Below are 15448 nucleotides of genomic sequence, written 5' to 3' on the forward strand. Positions count from 1 at the left end.
GGCACGCCGAACCCATGACTGTCTCCCCCTCTCTCAAGAAAAAACTCCTGGTCGCTGCCGCTGCAGCGGTTGTTATCGCGCTGGCCTGGTGGGGCTGGACGGAGCTTGCCGACAGCGGACCCGGCGAAGGGTTCGCCAACGGCAATGGCCGCATCGAAGCCACCGAAATCGACATCGCCACCAAGCTGCCCGGACGTATCGAAGACATACTGGTGCGTGAAGGCGATTTCGTCGCGGCGGGCCAGCCACTGGCCAGGATGCAACTGGAGACACTTGAAGCGCAGCGCGACGAGGCTCAGGCCATGCGCCAGCAGGCCGAGCACGGGGTGACCGCAGCGCAGGCGCAAGTGGCACTGCGCGAGGCCGACGTAACTGCCGCCCTGGCCCTGGTCGGCCAGCGCGAGTCGGAGCTCGATGCCGCGCAGCGGCGTCTGGCACGTTCGCAGACCCTGTCCCAGGAGGGCGCCGCCTCGATCCAGGAACTGGACGATGACCGGGCGCGTGTACGGGGCGCACAGGCGACGCTCGAGGCCAGCAAAGCGCAGGCCGCCGCCGCCCGCGCCGCAGTCGAGGCAGCCAAGGCGCAGCTTGTCGGCGCGCAGTCCAGCGTGCACGCCGCCACGGCCAGCATCAATCGCATCGAGGCCGACATCCGCGACAGCGAACTGCGCGCCCCGCGCGACGGACGGGTGCAGGTGCGCGTGGCGCAACCCGGCGAGGTGCTGGGAGCGGGCGGACGCGTCCTGAACCTGATCGACCTGTCGGACGTCTACATCACCTTCTTCCTGCCCGAGACCGTGGCCGGCCGCGTCGGGCTGGGCTCCGAGGTACGCATCATTCTGGATGCCGCGCCGGAGTTTGTGATTCCAGCCACCATTTCCTTCGTCGCCAGCGCGGCGCAGTTCACTCCCAAGACGGTGGAAACCGCCAGCGAGCGGCAGAAACTGATGTTTCGCGTGCGCGCGCAGATTTCGCAGGAGCTGCTGCGTGAACACCTGGACCAGGTCAAGACCGGGCTGCCCGGCGTGGCCTGGGTCAAGCTCGACGCCAATGCCGAATGGCCCCAGACCCTGACCGCTCGCGTGCCGGAGTAAGGTATGAGCCACAGCGCGCAGCTCGCGACCGTTGCCAGTGTCCATCAGGTAAGCCTGCGCTACGGCGACGTCATTGCCCTGGATGGCATCGACCTGGACATTCCCGCCGGGCGGATGGTCGGCCTGATTGGCCCCGACGGCGTCGGCAAATCCAGTCTGCTCTCATTGCTGGCCGGTGTGCGCATCATCCAGGAGGGCACGGTCGAGGTGCTGGATGGCGACATGGCCAGCAAGGCCCATCGCACGCAGGTGTGCCCGCGCATCGCCTACATGCCGCAGGGGCTGGGCAGGAACCTGTACCCGACGCTCTCGGTCGAGGAGAATCTGCAGTTCTTCGCGCGGCTGTTCGGTCATGGCGCCGCGGAACGCCGCCAGCGTATCGACGAACTGACCCAGGCCACCGGCCTGTTCAAATTTCTGGCGCGACCGGCAGGCAAGCTCTCCGGGGGCATGAAACAGAAACTCGGCCTGTGCTGCGCGCTGATTCACGACCCGGATTTCCTGATTCTCGATGAGCCTACGACCGGCGTGGATCCGCTGGCACGCGCGCAGTTCTGGGATCTGATCGAACGTATCCGCGCCGATCGCCCCGGCATGAGCGTGATCGTGGCCACCGCCTACATGGATGAGGCGCAGCGCTTCGACTGGCTGGCCGCCATCGACGACGGCAAGGTCCTCGCCACCGGCACACCGCGGCAATTGCTGGAAAGCACAGGCAGCCCGAACCTGGAAGAGGCATTCATCCGCCTGCTCCCGGAAGAGAAAAAGCGCGGGCACGAAGCAGTGGTCATTCCCCCCTTGCCGGATGGCGGCGCGGACGATATCGCCATCGAGGCCGAGGGGCTGACCATGCGCTTTGGCGACTTCGTCGCCGTCGACAGCGTCTCCTTCCGCATCCGGCGCGGTGAAATCTTCGGCTTCCTCGGCTCCAATGGCTGCGGCAAGTCCACGACCATGAAGATGCTCACCGGCCTGTTGCCGGCGAGCGAGGGGCGGGCCTGGCTGTTCGGCCACGAAGTGGACCCGCATGATCTGGACACCCGCCGCCGCGTCGGCTACATGTCGCAAGCGTTTTCGCTCTACAGCGAAATCACGGTACGCCAGAATCTGGAGTTGCACGCCAAGCTGTTCAGTGTGCCCCCGGAGGACATTCCCGGTCGCGTCGATGAGATGGTGGAGCGCTTCGGGCTGGTGGACGTCATCGACAGCCTGCCGGCCAGTCTGCCTCTGGGCATACGCCAGCGCCTGTCGCTGGCCGTTGCCATGGTGCACAAGCCCGAGCTGCTGATTCTGGACGAACCGACCTCCGGCGTCGATCCGATAGCGCGCGACGCGTTCTGGCGGCTGCTCATCGAGCTGTCGCGGCGCGACCGGGTGACGGTCTTCATTTCCACCCACTTCATGAACGAGGCCGAGCGTTGCGACCGCATGTCGATGATGCATGCAGGCAAGGTGCTCGACAGCGATGTGCCTGCCAGACTGGTCGAGAAGCGCGGCGCCAAAACCCTTGAAGAGGCGTTCATCGGCTACCTCATCGAAGCCGAGGGCGGCACGGCCACCCCACCCAGCCAGCCCGAGGCCGCCCATCACGAGGAGCAGCCATCGGCGGCGCCCGCTGAACACGGTGGGCACCGCTCTGGCGGATTCAGCTTGCAGCGCATGTTCAGCTATCTGTGGCGCGAGACACTGGAACTGCAGCGGGACCCGGTCCGCGCCACCCTGGCGCTGGGCGGTTCGCTGCTGCTGATGTTCGTGATCGGCTTTGGCATCACCATGGACGTCGAGGATTTGAGCTATGCGGTGCTCGATCGCGACCAGACCACGCTTAGCCAGAGCTACACGCTGAACCTGGCCGGATCGCGCTACTTCACCGAGCACGCGCCGATCGTCGACTACGAGGACCTCGACCGGCGCATGCGCAACGGCGAACTGTCGCTGGCCATCGAAATCCCCCCTGGCTTCAGCCGCGATGTATTGCGAGGCCAGAACGTGCAGATCGGCGCCTGGCTCGATGGCGCCATGCCGCAACGCGCGGAAACCGTCCAGGGCTACGTTCAGGGCATGCACCAGCACTGGCTGCTGGTACAGGCCAGCGAGCGTGGCGGCGCCAGCGCAGCCGGCAATGCCAGCGTCGAGACGCGCTTTCGCTACAACCCCGATGTCAAGAGCCTGCCGGCCATGGTGCCGGCGGTGATTCCGCTGTTGCTGCTCATGCTGCCTGCGATGCTGACCGCGCTCGCGGTGGTGCGCGAGAAGGAGACGGGCTCGATCACCAATCTCTACGTGACGCCGGTCACGCGCATCGAGTTCCTGCTTGGCAAGCAACTGCCCTATGTCGGTCTGGCCATGGTGAACTTCCTGCTGATGAGCCTGCTCGCGGTCACCGTCTTCGGTGTGCCGGTCACGGGCAGCTTCTTCACCCTGTCGCTGGCCGCGCTGATCTTCTCCTTCGCCGCGACAGGCATGGGGCTGCTGGCCTCGGCCGTCACGCGCAGCCAGATCGCCGCCATGTTCTTTGCCATGATCGGCACCATCATTCCGGCCACCCAGTTCGCCGGCCTGATCGATCCCGTGTCCTCGCTTGAAGGCTCCAGCAAGTTCATCGGCGAGATCTACCCCGCCACGCACATGATCTCCATCAGCCGTGGCGTGTTCAGCAAAGCGCTCGGCCTGGCCGATCTGGCGGGGCCGTTGTGGTCGATGCTGCTGTCGGTTCCGGTGATTCTCGGTGCGGCCGTTTTGCTACTCAAGAAGCAGGAGCGCTGAGATGAGCGGAAGAAACGTTGCCAACATCTACGACCTCGGTGTCAAGGAGCTGTGGAGCCTTTGGCGTGATCCGATGATGCTCGTACTCATCGTCTATGTGTTCACCGCGTCGGTCTACACCTCGGCCACGTCCATGCCGGAGACGCTGCACAACGCGCCCATCGCCATCGTCGACGAGGATAATTCGGCGCTGTCCCAGCGGATTGCCTCGGCCTTCTACCCGCCGCAGTTCACGCCACCGGCCATGATCGACTATGGGGACGTGGACCCGGGCATGGATGCGGGGCTGTACACCTTCGCCCTGGTCATTCCGCCCAACTTCCAGCGTGACGTGCTGGCGGGGCGATCGCCCGCCGCGCAGCTCAATGTCGACGCCACCCGCATGAGCCAGGCCTTCACCGGCAGTGGCTATATCCAGCAGATCTTCACCGGTGAAGTCAATGAGTTCGTCAAGCGTTACCGCGGCACCGACGCGCCACCCGTGGATCTGGCATTGCGCGCCCGCTTCAACCCCGCGCTCGACAAGGCCTGGTTCGGCTCGGTGGTGCAGATCATCAACCACATCACGCTGTTGTCCATCATCCTGACCGGCGCGGCGCTGATCCGGGAGCGCGAGCACGGCACCATCGAGCACCTGCTGGTGATGCCGGTCACGCCCGCGCAGATCATGCTCTCCAAGGTCTGGTCGATGGCCCTGGTCGTGCTGATCGCCTCCTTCCTGTCCCTCAATCTCATGGTGCGCGGCGTCCTGGGCGTTCCCGTCGAGGGTTCCATTGCGCTGTTCTTCGCTGGCGCGGCGCTCAGTCTGTTCGCCACCACCTCGATGGGCATCTTCATCGCCACCCTGGCGCGCAACATGCCCCAATTCGGCATGTTGATGATGCTCACCATCATGCCGCTGCAGATGCTTTCGGGTGGGTCTACCCCGCGCGAGAGCATGCCCGAGATCGTGCAGAACATCATGCTGATCGCACCCACCACCCATTTCGTGGAGCTGAGCCAGGCCATCCTCTACCGGGGCGCTGGCCTGGAGACGGTATGGCAGCCCTTCCTGGCGCTGGCCCTGATCGGCACGGTGCTGTTTTTCCTGTCGTTAGCACGCTTTCGCAAAACGATCGGCCAGATGGCCTGATCGTTTGACCGCCCGAGTGGGCACTCAACCCAGTAAGGAGTTTGACCATGAGCAATGAAACCATCCCTCCCAACCTGTTCAAGGCGAACCTGGAACTGCAGCTGCGCCTCCAACGCCTGATGCAGGAAAACGGCCAGCAATGGCTGGAGAACGCCGCGCGCGCGGGCAAAGACGGCATTGCCGAGTCCGGCGCGGAAATCGAAAGCCTGCTTAAGGCGGAGAACTGGCAGGAACTGGCCACGCTGCCCGCACAAACCTTCTGGCGTCAGTTTCAGCACCACGTGGGCGGCGCGCAGGCGCTGACACAAGTCGCGATCAAGAACCAGACAACCTTCACCCAAGGCCTGCAAAAAGCCATTCAAGACTGGCAGAAATCGGTTACGCAGGCCGTAGGCCAGGGCGATGCGGTACTCCCGTTCCAGGATATTTTCAAACAGTGGGGAGCCGTGTGGGCCTCGGCACAGGACAAGGAGGCACCGGGCAAGACCGGTGGCCGCAATGCCGGCTGAACAACGCACCGCCCTGGTCACGGGCGGCAACGGTGGCCTGGGCGAGGCCATCGCCCGGGCCTTACACGATGCTGGCCATACCGTGATCGTCGTCCACTCGCCAGGCAATGCCAGCATCGGCGCGTGGTTGGAAGCCCAGGCGGGTGAAGGTTACAACTTCATCGCCTACGGCGCGGATGTGGCCGACCATGCCTCCTGCCAGGAGCTGGCCGGCCTCATTCAAGCAGACGGTCACCACATCGACATTCTGGTCAACAACGCGGGCATCACGCGTGATGCTACGTTCCGCAAGCTGAGCTACGCCGATTGGGATGCGGTCCTGCGCGTCAATCTCGATTCTGTATTCAACGTCACTCGGCCATTCATTGACGGCATGCTCGAAAGGGGCTGGGGCAGGATCATCAACATCTCCTCCATCAACGGCTCGAAGGGGCAGTTCGGCCAAACCAACTACTCCGCCGCGAAAGCCGGGATGCATGGATTCACCAAAGCCCTCGCGCAGGAGGTGGCGCGCAAGGGCGTGACGGTCAACACCGTCTCGCCGGGGTATCTGGATACGAAGATGGTGACGAGCATGTCGGAGGAAGTGGTCAAGCAGGTGGTTGCCGGTATTCCCGTGGGTCGTCTGGGACGGCCTGAGGAAATCGCCGCACTGGTTGCATTCATCGCCAGCGAGTCTGCGGGGTTCATGACCGGCAGCAATGCGTCGATGAATGGTGGCCAGCACATGTACTGAGTGAGGAAGGGCCGGCAAGACGATGTGCCTGCGGCCCCTTTCCATTCAATTTTTCAGTTTCATCATAGAGGGAATGCCCATCGCCATGAATCGAGACACCACGACATCACCAACGGCCGATTGGGGGCAGTTGCTGTGGGACCCGTTGCGACTATCGGCGATGGCAACCGAGTATGCAGTGGATGCCTGGCAGCGGTCCATTCTGTATGCCGACGTTCGCCGCCAACGCGGCAACCAGTACCAGGAGCATTTGCAGGAGCAGACGCCGAACGTACTCGACTTCGCCTCAGAGGTCATCATGTCCGGGCTGGAGCTTCCGCGGCCAGTCAACTATGGCCTCGTGCGCATCCTGCCGCCAGCCGACGCGCCGGCCGATCCCAAGAAGCGGCCGTTCGTGGTGGTCGATCCCCGCGCGGGCCATGGCCCGGGCATCGGCGGTTTCAAACCCGACAGCGAGGTCGGTGCTGCTCTGAAGGCAGGCCATCCCTGCTACTTCGTTGGCTTTCTGCCCGATCCCGTTCCCGGCCAGACCGTCGAGGATGTCATGCGTGCCGAAGCGGCCTTCGTGCGCAAGGTCGGCGAGCTGCACCCCGACAGCCGCGGCAAGCCCGCGGTCATCGGCAATTGCCAGGCGGGCTGGCAGATCCTGATGGCAGCTGCCGTCTGGCCCGAACTGTTCGGACCGATCATCGTCGCCGGCGCGCCGCTGTCGTACTGGGCGGGCGACATGCCGATGCGCTATGCAGGCGGCCTGACCGGCGGTAGTTGGTTGACGGCATTGACCGGCGATCTGGGCGCCGGTCGGTTCGACGGCGCCTGGCTGGTACAGAACTTCGAGAACCTGGACCCGGCCAATACGCTGTGGAGCAAACAGTACAACCTGTACGCCAAGGTCGACACGGAAGGCCCGCGCCACTTGCAATTCGAGAAGTACTGGGGCGGCCACGTGTTCCTGAACGATGTGGAAATACAGTACATCGTCGATAACCTGTTCATCGGCAACAAACTGAGTACGGCGCAGCTGGTGACGTCTGATGGCGTGCGCATCGACCTGCGCAATATTCGCTCGCCGATCGTGGTGTTCTGCTCCTATGGGGACAACATCACGCCACCGCCCCAGGCCCTGGGCTGGATCACCGATCTGTACCGCAACGATCTGGACGTGATGGGGCATGACCAGACCATCGTCTACGCCACCCATGACAGCATCGGGCATCTGGGTATCTTCGTCTCCGGCAGCGTCGGGCGTAAAGAGCACCAGGAGTTCGCCGCCAACATCGACGTCATCGACGTGCTGCCGGCCGGTATCCACCGCATGCTGGTCGATGAAAATCCCGACGGGTCGCAGGAAGGCGAGCCGACCGGGAACGCCTACCTGACTCGGATCCAGCGCAGCAACATCGATGAAGTCCGTGAGATCGTCCGTCCCGACCCTGAGAACGATCGCCGGTTCGCCGCCGTTGCGCGGATCTCCGAGGTCAACCTGGCTTGCTACCGCAGCTTCGTGCAGCCATGGATGCGTGCCCTGGTCACGGACCAGGGTGCGAAGTGGCTGGAGCCGCTGCATCCGCTGCGCATGGGCTATGAATTGTGGTCTGACAGGCATCCGCTCGCCGCCGCAGTACATGAGGCTGCGCAACACGTGCGCGACCATCGTCAGCCCGTCTCCGAGGCCAACCCTTTCCTGCAACTGCAGGCGCAGTTTTCCACCGCCGTCGAACAGATGCTGGATCAATTCCGTGATTGCCGCGACCAGATCTACGCACAGGCGTTTGACACGCTGTACAGCCTGCCGCTGGTGCAGGCCATGACTGGACAGAGCCTGCACGACGATGCACCGCCGCGACCCCATCCCAGCGAGACGCCCGAGCATCGCCAGTATCTGGCGCAAGAGTTGACACGGCTCGAAGCGGATATTCACAGCGGCGGGCTCGCCGAAGCCGTCATACGGGCACTGTTCTTCGTGCTCGCGGCGCGTGGCGAGGCCGACGGGCGGCACTTCCGGCACGCAGAGCAACTGGTGCGTCCCCGCCTGGGCAGCGACTTCGACATGCAGGCCTTTCGCCACCTCGTGCGTCGGCAGGCTTTGCTGATGCGGCTCGACCAGGACGCCGTGGTGTCCGCCATCCCCGGATTGCTGAACGACATAGCGCCTGATGAGATCCGCCAGGTAGCGGAGATGATCGTACAGGTGGTCGGCAGCAGCGATGTGCTGTCCGCACAGGAGCAAGCCAGGCTGGAGCAGGTTGCCGCCCTGTTCGAGCAGGCGGACCACCAGGCGCAGGCGGCTTCGGCGCCCGCCATGCCAAGCTCCGCCAGTGACACCCCCGCTGCGGTCGTGGACACGAAACCCAAGACATCCTCGCCGAAGCCGAAGGCGCCTCAGAAGAAAACGGCGTCGAAGACGCCAGCCGCGCCGCGCACAAGTCAAACACTGCGAGGGAAAGACAAATGACGACGTCCTCCGCACCGGTCGATGGCGCCGCCGACGCATTGCAGGTTTTGCGCAACCGCACCTTCGACGAGATCGCCATTGGCGACAGCGCCAGCCTCGAACGCGCGTTTTCGCCGCAAGACATCCAGATGTTCGCGCTGCAATCGGGCGATGATGTGGATCCGGAATCTTCGGTGTCTTCGCCCTCGCGGGACACCACCGAGGCCATTTGTGCAAACGTCCTGATCTCGGCTGTGCTGGGAACACGCCTGCCGGGACCCGGAACCCTGCATGTCAGCCAGAACCTGCGCTTCCTCGGGGCGATTCGGCCCGGCGACAGGCTGACCGTGCAGATGCAGGTGAGCAGCAAAGACACGGCCACCCATCACGTCACGCTGGACTGCACCTGCACCAGCCAGGAGGGGGTGGCGGTTTTCCAGGGCCAGGTAGAGGTCGTAGCGCCCACTGAGCGCATTGAAAGAACGCGCACGGCGTTGCCGGAAATCCATCCGGATGCGCAGGGCCGCACAGGCCTGCAGCACCTGCTGGCGCATGTCGCGCACTTGCAACCGATTCGGGTAGCCGTCGCCCACCCCTGCGATGTCCCCAGCCTGTCCGCTGCGCTCGAAGCGCGCCACGCGGGGTTGATCGAGCCGGTGCTGGTCGGGCCACGAGGGCGGCTGGAAGCAGTCGCCACCGAGGCCGGGCTGGATCTGGCCGACGTCGCCATTGTGGACGTCCCGCACAGCCACGCCGCTGCGCAGCAAGCCGTCGCCTTGGCAGCCGCAGGTGAAGTCGAAGCCCTGATGAAAGGGAGCCTGCACACCGACGAACTGATGTCCGCGCTGGTTTCGGCAGCAGCGGGGTTGCGCACCAAGCGCCGGGTCAGCCATTGCTTCCTGTTGCAGACACCGGCCTATCCGCGCCCGTTCATCGTCACCGATGCAGCGATCAATATCGCCCCGACTCTGGAACAGAAGGCAGACATCATCCGCAACGCCATCGAGCTGGCGCAGGTGATCGGCGTGCGCGAACCCAAGGTCGCAATCCTGGCCGCAGTCGAGACGGTCAGCCCGACGATGACGGCCACGCTCGACGCGGCGGCGCTGTGCAAGATGGCCGATCGCGGCCAGATCACTGGCGGCCTGCTCGACGGGCCGTTGGCCTTCGACAACGCGATCTCCATCGCCGCTGCGCGCACCAAGGGGATCGTCTCCGAGGTCGCCGGGCAGGCCGACATCCTTGTCGTGCCTGACCTGGAGAGCGGCAACATGCTTGCCAAGCAGTTGATATTCCTGGGCGGCGCAGCCAGCGCCGGAATCGTCCTCGGAGCGAAAGTGCCGGTCATTCTGACCAGCCGCGCCGACTCGCGCGATACACGCATCGCCTCATGCGCGATTGCACTGATGCTGGCGCACCACTATCGGCTGTCACCCCCGTGAATCGACTTATCAGCAACGTATCCACCCCATTGGAGGAAACACTATGAAGTACTCATTTTCTGGCCGCGTAGCCCTGGTCACCGGTGCAGGATCCGGCATTGGCGAGGCCATCGCGCGACTTCTTGCGAGCAACGGCTTGAGTGTCGTCGTCTCGGATGTCAGCGCCGACAATGCGAAGCGCGTCGCCAAGCTCATCAGCGCCGATGGCGGCCAAGCCGTGGCCAATGTGGCCGACGTGGCACGCATCGATGACGTTGAGGCTGCTGTGGCCTGCGCAGTCGATACGTTCGGCGGCCTTCATTTTGCGGTCAACAACGCCGGTATCAGTGGCGACCAGAGCCCAGTGGGGGAATTGGACCCTGCCGCCTGGAGCCGGGTAATCGATATCAACCTGAACGGCGTGTTCTATGGCCTGCGCCATCAGATTCCCGCGATCCTTCGTTCAGGAGGTGGTGCCATCGTCAACGTCTCTTCGATCCTGGGAGTGGTCGGCGATGCAGCGAACCCCGCGTACGTCGCAGCCAAGCACGCTGTGACCGGGCTGACCCGGTCGGCAGCGCTGGCCTATGCGTCCCAGGGAATCCGGATCAACTCGATCCATCCCGGTTACGTGCGTACGCCCATCTTGGATTTCCTGGACGAATCGGCCCTTCAGGAGGCCGTTGGCCTGCATCCGATCGGCCGTCTGGGGACCCCGGACGAAATCGCCCATGCCGTGGCGTTTTTGCTATCGGAAGGAAGCAGCTTCTTTGCGGGCACCCAGCTCATCGCGGACGGCGGCTACACGGCACGCTGAATCTGACGACGATGAGAGTGCAGGCATACCCGCACACCGTGGCGACGTCACCGGGGCCGGGCAAAAAGAGGACGACATGATGGATGCGACCACGGCCCGCTCCGGACGCCCCGGGCACGGACTGATCCTTGTACTGAACTGCGGTTCATCCAGCATCAAGTTTGCGGTGTTCGATCCCTCGGCCACGCCACTGCCTCGCCAGGCATTGTGGAATGGCAAGGTGCAGGGGATCGGCGGTGCCGATCCGGATTTCGGAGAGACCGGGGTTGCGCCGTTCCCGATCAAACTGGACACGGCACATCCCTATCCTGCCGCGCTGCGCCTCATCCGTGATCGTGTCAGTCAGCGGCTCGACGGTCGCCGGATCGGTGCGGTCGCCCATCGGATCGTCCACGGCGGCAGCAAATATTTCATGCCAGTGTGCGTGGACGAGAATGTCCTGGCCGACCTCAAGGGCTACATTCCTCTGGCCCCGCTACACCAGCCATTCGCACTCGAAGCCGTGGAGATCCTGCTGCGGGAGCAGCCCGATCTGCCACAGATGGCCTGCTTCGACACGGCCTTCCACCACACTTTGCCCCAGGTCGAGCAGATCCTGCCGTTGCCCTATGCCGCATGGGAGCGCGGTCTGCGCCGGTACGGGTTTCACGGCCTGTCGTATGAGTACATGGCGGTGGCCTTGCCCGAGCGCCATGGCGACGCTGCACGGGGACGCACCGTCGTCGCCCACCTGGGCAGCGGCGCCAGCCTGTGCGCCATGCAAGGGCTCAAAAGCATGGCCACCACCATGGGTTTCTCCGCGCTTGACGGCCTGATGATGGGCACCCGCACCGGCGCGCTCGATCCGGGCGCGGTGCTCTACCTGATGGAAATCGAGAAGCTCTCACTGGAGCAAGTGGGGCGCGTCCTCTATCACGAGTCCGGTCTGCTCGGCGTTTCGGGCATCTCGGCCGAGCCGCGCGTCATTGTCCGGCACGAGAACGATGCAGGCGAAACGGGTGAGCGAGCGCGCTTGGCGCTGGCCCTCTACGTGCGCCGCATCGTGCGCGAGATCGGGGCCTTGATTGCTGTTCTGGGCGGCCTGGACATGCTGGTGTTCACGGCGGGTGTCGGTGAACACAACGCCTTCATTCGCGAGCGCATCTGTGCGGCACTGGGTTTTCTTGGCATTGCCCTGGATACCGACGCCAACGCCAGCCACGCAGCGACGATTTCCACCGACCACAGCCAGGTCCTCGTGGCGATCGAACCCACCAATGAAGAGTGGATCGCCGCCAACCATGCGCTGTCCGGCCTGGACAGGGAGAAGGTGCGATGAAGATCGATGCCTTCCATGGATTCACGCTCGCCATTCTGCTGTTGTTCGTTGGCAAGGGCTTGGTAGCGCGTTCGGGCATCTTGCGTCGATACAGCATCCCGGAATCCCTGGTGGGCGGCCTGGCCTGCGCCTTGGTTGTCTTCCTCCTGTACTACGGGATGGGGATCGTTGTCAGTTTCGATCTGGAAGCGCGCGACGCGCTTCTGCTGTACTTCTTTGCCGCTATTGGCCTGAGTACCGACGCCCGCACACTGCGCCATGGTGGACGGCCCTTGCTGATCCTGTCGGGGCTGGCCATCGGGTTCATGGTGCTGCAGAACCTGGCCGGGATGGAGACGGCCCGCGCCTTCGGGCTGGATCCGCGCGCCGGGCTGATGGTGGGTTCGATTTCCCTTACCGGAGGCGTGGGCACCACCTTGGCCTGGTCCGACTACTTCGTTGAAACCCTCGGCATTGCACAGGCGCAGGAACTGGGGTTGGCGGCGAATATGATCGGCCTGATCGTGGCCTGCACCATCGGTGGCCCGATCGCAAGTCTGCTCATGCGCAGGCATCGGCTTCGAGCCTCCGGAGACAGCGCCCTGGAAATTGGCACGCTGCACAGCGATGAGCAGCATGCCCGCCTGGACTACTACGGCGTGCTGCTGGAATTGCTCTGGCTCAACTGCGCCTTGATGTTGGGCTCAGGAATCAATGCCTTGGTCGCGCTTACCCCTGTCACGCTGCCCGCCTTTGTGGGCTGCCTGCTGGCCGGCATTCTCCTGCGCATGATTGGCGACTGGATGAGGCCGAGTGGGCGCGGGCGTCTATGGAACTGGCCGAGCATGCAGCCGGGCATCGCTTTGATCTCCGACATGTCATTGGGCCTGTTTCTGACCATGGCGCTGATGGGCCTCAGGCTCTGGGAGCTGCAGCCTGTGCTTGCCTTCATCACCGTGGCGATGCTGGTGCAGATCATCCTGGTCATCGCATTCGTGCTTCTGATCGTTTTTCGGGCAATGGGCAGGGATTACCAAGCCGCAGTGATGTGCGCCGGTTTCGGCGGAATCGCGCTGGGATCTACCGCCACCGCCATCGCCAACATGACGGCGGTCACTCGGGAGCATGGCGCTGCGCGCGAGGCGTTCATTGTGGTGCCCCTGGTGTGCGGGTTCGTCATCGACATTGCGAACGCACTGGTGATCAGCCTGATGGCCGGTTAAGACGAAAGAATTAACGGAATGCGCCGGCAGGCGGAGACATCTCTAGCACGCTGGCACGGTGTCATCGCAAAAGCGCTGATGACATGAGTGCCGGTGTGCATGAACACAAGCGAGCACAACTACCCCCGTGTTCAAACGAGGGCGCTCCATCTATTTGAATAGCAATTGAGGTAATGCGTTTTGACAAAAAATAAGAAAGGTAATACTTCATCGACAATCGTTCCGGCAATGGATATGCAAGCGCATATGGCTTGGGCCCAGGCTTGGTCCTCAATTTCACCTGAATCGTCGCTGTTGGCTTGGACTGATTGGGCAAGCCATTTGGCGAACAGCCCCGGAAAGCAAGCCGAGCTTTTGGCGTTTGCAGGCTCCTTGTCTGAGCAATGGATGTCTCTGCTGAAGAAGAGCTTGGTCAGTCCGGACCAGGAAGCTACACCTCCTGAACCGTCACCTACCTATGGCCGTCGCTTCAATGATCCTGCATGGGATCAATGGCCCTACAACCTTTACCGCAGTTCCTTTCTTATTCAGTCAAAATGGTGGGAGCAAGCCACGCAGGGTGTGTGGGGTGTTGATCCACAACACGAACGCCTATTGGCGTTTGGCGCAAAGCAATGGCTGGAATTGGTATCGCCAACCAACTCTGCGCTTTTTAACCCCGTTGTACTGAAAAAAACAATGGAAGAACAAGGCGCCAACCTGGCGCGTGGCATGTCCAACTTTCTCGATGACCTGCGCCGACAACTATCCGGCGAGCCTCCTGCGGGAACCGAGAACTTCGTCGTTGGGCGCGACGTGGCGGTGACGGAGGGAAAAGTCGTACTGAGAAACCAATTAATCGAGTTGATTCAATACACGCCCACCACCGAGAAAGTCCATCCTGAGCCGATACTGATCATTCCTGCCTGGATCATGAAGTACTACGTACTCGATCTGTCTCCCCATAACTCACTGATACGGTATCTCGTTGCACAAGGCCATACGGTTTTTTGCATCTCTTGGAAAAATCCGGATGCTGGTGATCGAGACTTGGGCATGGATGAGTATCTTGAGCTTGGCTTGTGTGCGGCGCTGGATGCCGTGACATCCATTGTCCCCGAGCAGGGAATCCACGCGGCCGGCTACTGCCTGGGCGGGACATTGCTGTCTATTGGGGCTTCAGCCATGGCGCGCGATGGCGATACGCGGCTGGTGTCCGTAAGTCTACTGGCTGCGCAGACAGACTTCAGCGAGCCGGGCGAGCTTGGCCTGTTCATCAACCAGAGCCAGGTGGCGCTATTGGAGGCCAGTATGGCTCAAACAGGCTACTTGAGCTCAAGCCAGATGAGTGGAGCGTTCCAGCTACTGCGGGCCTACGATCTTGTATGGTCCCGCATGATTGACGAGTACGTATTGGGCGATCGCCGGCCAATGACCGACCTGATGGCTTGGAATGCCGATGGGACTCGCCTGCCGGCGAAAATGCATTCGCAATATCTCCGACGCCTTTACCTGAATAACGATCTCAGCGCAGGGCGCTATCCCGTCCTGGGTCGTCCGGTTTCAGTAGGAAACATCACCGTACCGATGTTTTGCGTCGGCACTGCCTCCGATCATATTGCGCCGTGGCGCTCCGTTTACAAGCTGCATCTCCTGTCTTCAGCCGAACTGACTTTTGTATTGACCACCGGAGGGCACAACGGCGGCATCGTGAGCGAGCCTGGCCGGGGCAAGCGCCAGTATCAAATCCATACGCGCGCCGTGAATGAGGGGTACATGGCGCCGGACGAGTGGCAAGCCACTGCACAGACGCATCTAGATTCGTGGTGGCCGGCATGGTCGGGATGGCTCCAGGAGCGTTCCGGTGATGTTGTTGCACCTCCGCTCATGGGGTCTGAGTTCAATGGATACCCGACTATTGGCGATGCCCCGGGGGAATACGTACGCAGCTGAATAAGCGAATACCGCGTCCGCTACTGCGGGACGGTATGCGCAATATCTATTTGGCACCCCGTCCTACTCTGATAACTGGAGACGTTC

Annotated in this window: 11 protein-coding genes; all 11 read left to right on the forward strand. The window is 62.9% G+C overall.

Features of this window, described 5'->3' with window-relative positions:
* The first annotated feature begins 14 nt into the window (after positions 1-14).
* Positions 15-1094, forward strand: coding sequence for an HlyD family secretion protein (locus tag B597_RS24905; RefSeq protein ID WP_003296523.1), 1080 nt, complete (start codon positions 15-17; stop codon positions 1092-1094).
* 3 nt (positions 1095-1097) lie between these two features.
* On the forward strand, positions 1098-3860 hold the full coding sequence (gene rbbA / locus B597_RS24910) for a ribosome-associated ATPase/putative transporter RbbA (protein ID WP_003296524.1): 2763 nt from the start codon (positions 1098-1100) through the stop codon (positions 3858-3860).
* A 1-nt stretch (position 3861) separates the two neighbouring features.
* Positions 3862-4992, forward strand: a complete 1131-nt coding sequence (locus B597_RS24915) for an ABC transporter permease (protein WP_003296525.1) — start codon at positions 3862-3864, stop codon at positions 4990-4992.
* Positions 4993-5039: 47 nt separating this feature from the next.
* Positions 5040-5501, forward strand: a complete 462-nt coding sequence (locus tag B597_RS24920; RefSeq protein ID WP_003296526.1) for a phasin family protein — start codon at positions 5040-5042, stop codon at positions 5499-5501.
* Positions 5491-6237, forward strand: coding sequence for an acetoacetyl-CoA reductase (gene phbB, locus B597_RS24925; protein ID WP_003296527.1), 747 nt, complete (start codon positions 5491-5493; stop codon positions 6235-6237). The genes B597_RS24920 and phbB overlap by 11 nt, the downstream gene beginning before the upstream one ends.
* 73 nt (positions 6238-6310) lie before the next feature.
* Positions 6311-8692: a DUF3141 domain-containing protein gene (locus B597_RS24930; protein WP_226924938.1), complete on the forward strand. Its 2382-nt coding sequence runs from the start codon at positions 6311-6313 to the stop codon at positions 8690-8692.
* On the forward strand, positions 8689-10113 hold the full coding sequence (locus tag B597_RS24935; protein WP_024161578.1) for a bifunctional enoyl-CoA hydratase/phosphate acetyltransferase: 1425 nt from the start codon (positions 8689-8691) through the stop codon (positions 10111-10113). Before B597_RS24930 ends, B597_RS24935 begins: the two co-directional genes overlap by 4 nt.
* 43 nt (positions 10114-10156) lie before the next feature.
* Complete coding sequence (locus B597_RS24940) at positions 10157-10909, forward strand: SDR family NAD(P)-dependent oxidoreductase (RefSeq protein WP_003296530.1); 753 nt, start codon at positions 10157-10159, stop codon at positions 10907-10909.
* A 76-nt stretch (positions 10910-10985) separates the two neighbouring features.
* Positions 10986-12227 (forward strand): acetate/propionate family kinase, encoded by a 1242-nt coding sequence (locus tag B597_RS24945; RefSeq protein WP_003296531.1) that lies wholly within the window; start codon positions 10986-10988, stop codon positions 12225-12227.
* Positions 12224-13429: a sodium/glutamate symporter gene (gltS, locus tag B597_RS24950; protein ID WP_003296532.1), complete on the forward strand. Its 1206-nt coding sequence runs from the start codon at positions 12224-12226 to the stop codon at positions 13427-13429. Before B597_RS24945 ends, gltS begins: the two co-directional genes overlap by 4 nt.
* A 180-nt stretch (positions 13430-13609) precedes the next feature.
* Positions 13610-15361, forward strand: a complete 1752-nt coding sequence (locus B597_RS24955; protein ID WP_024161580.1) for a PHA/PHB synthase family protein — start codon at positions 13610-13612, stop codon at positions 15359-15361.
* The last annotated feature ends 87 nt before the right edge of the window (positions 15362-15448 follow it).

It is taken from the genome of Stutzerimonas stutzeri KOS6 (assembly GCF_000307775.2).
Classification (GTDB): Bacteria; Pseudomonadota; Gammaproteobacteria; order Pseudomonadales; family Pseudomonadaceae; genus Stutzerimonas; species Stutzerimonas stutzeri_B.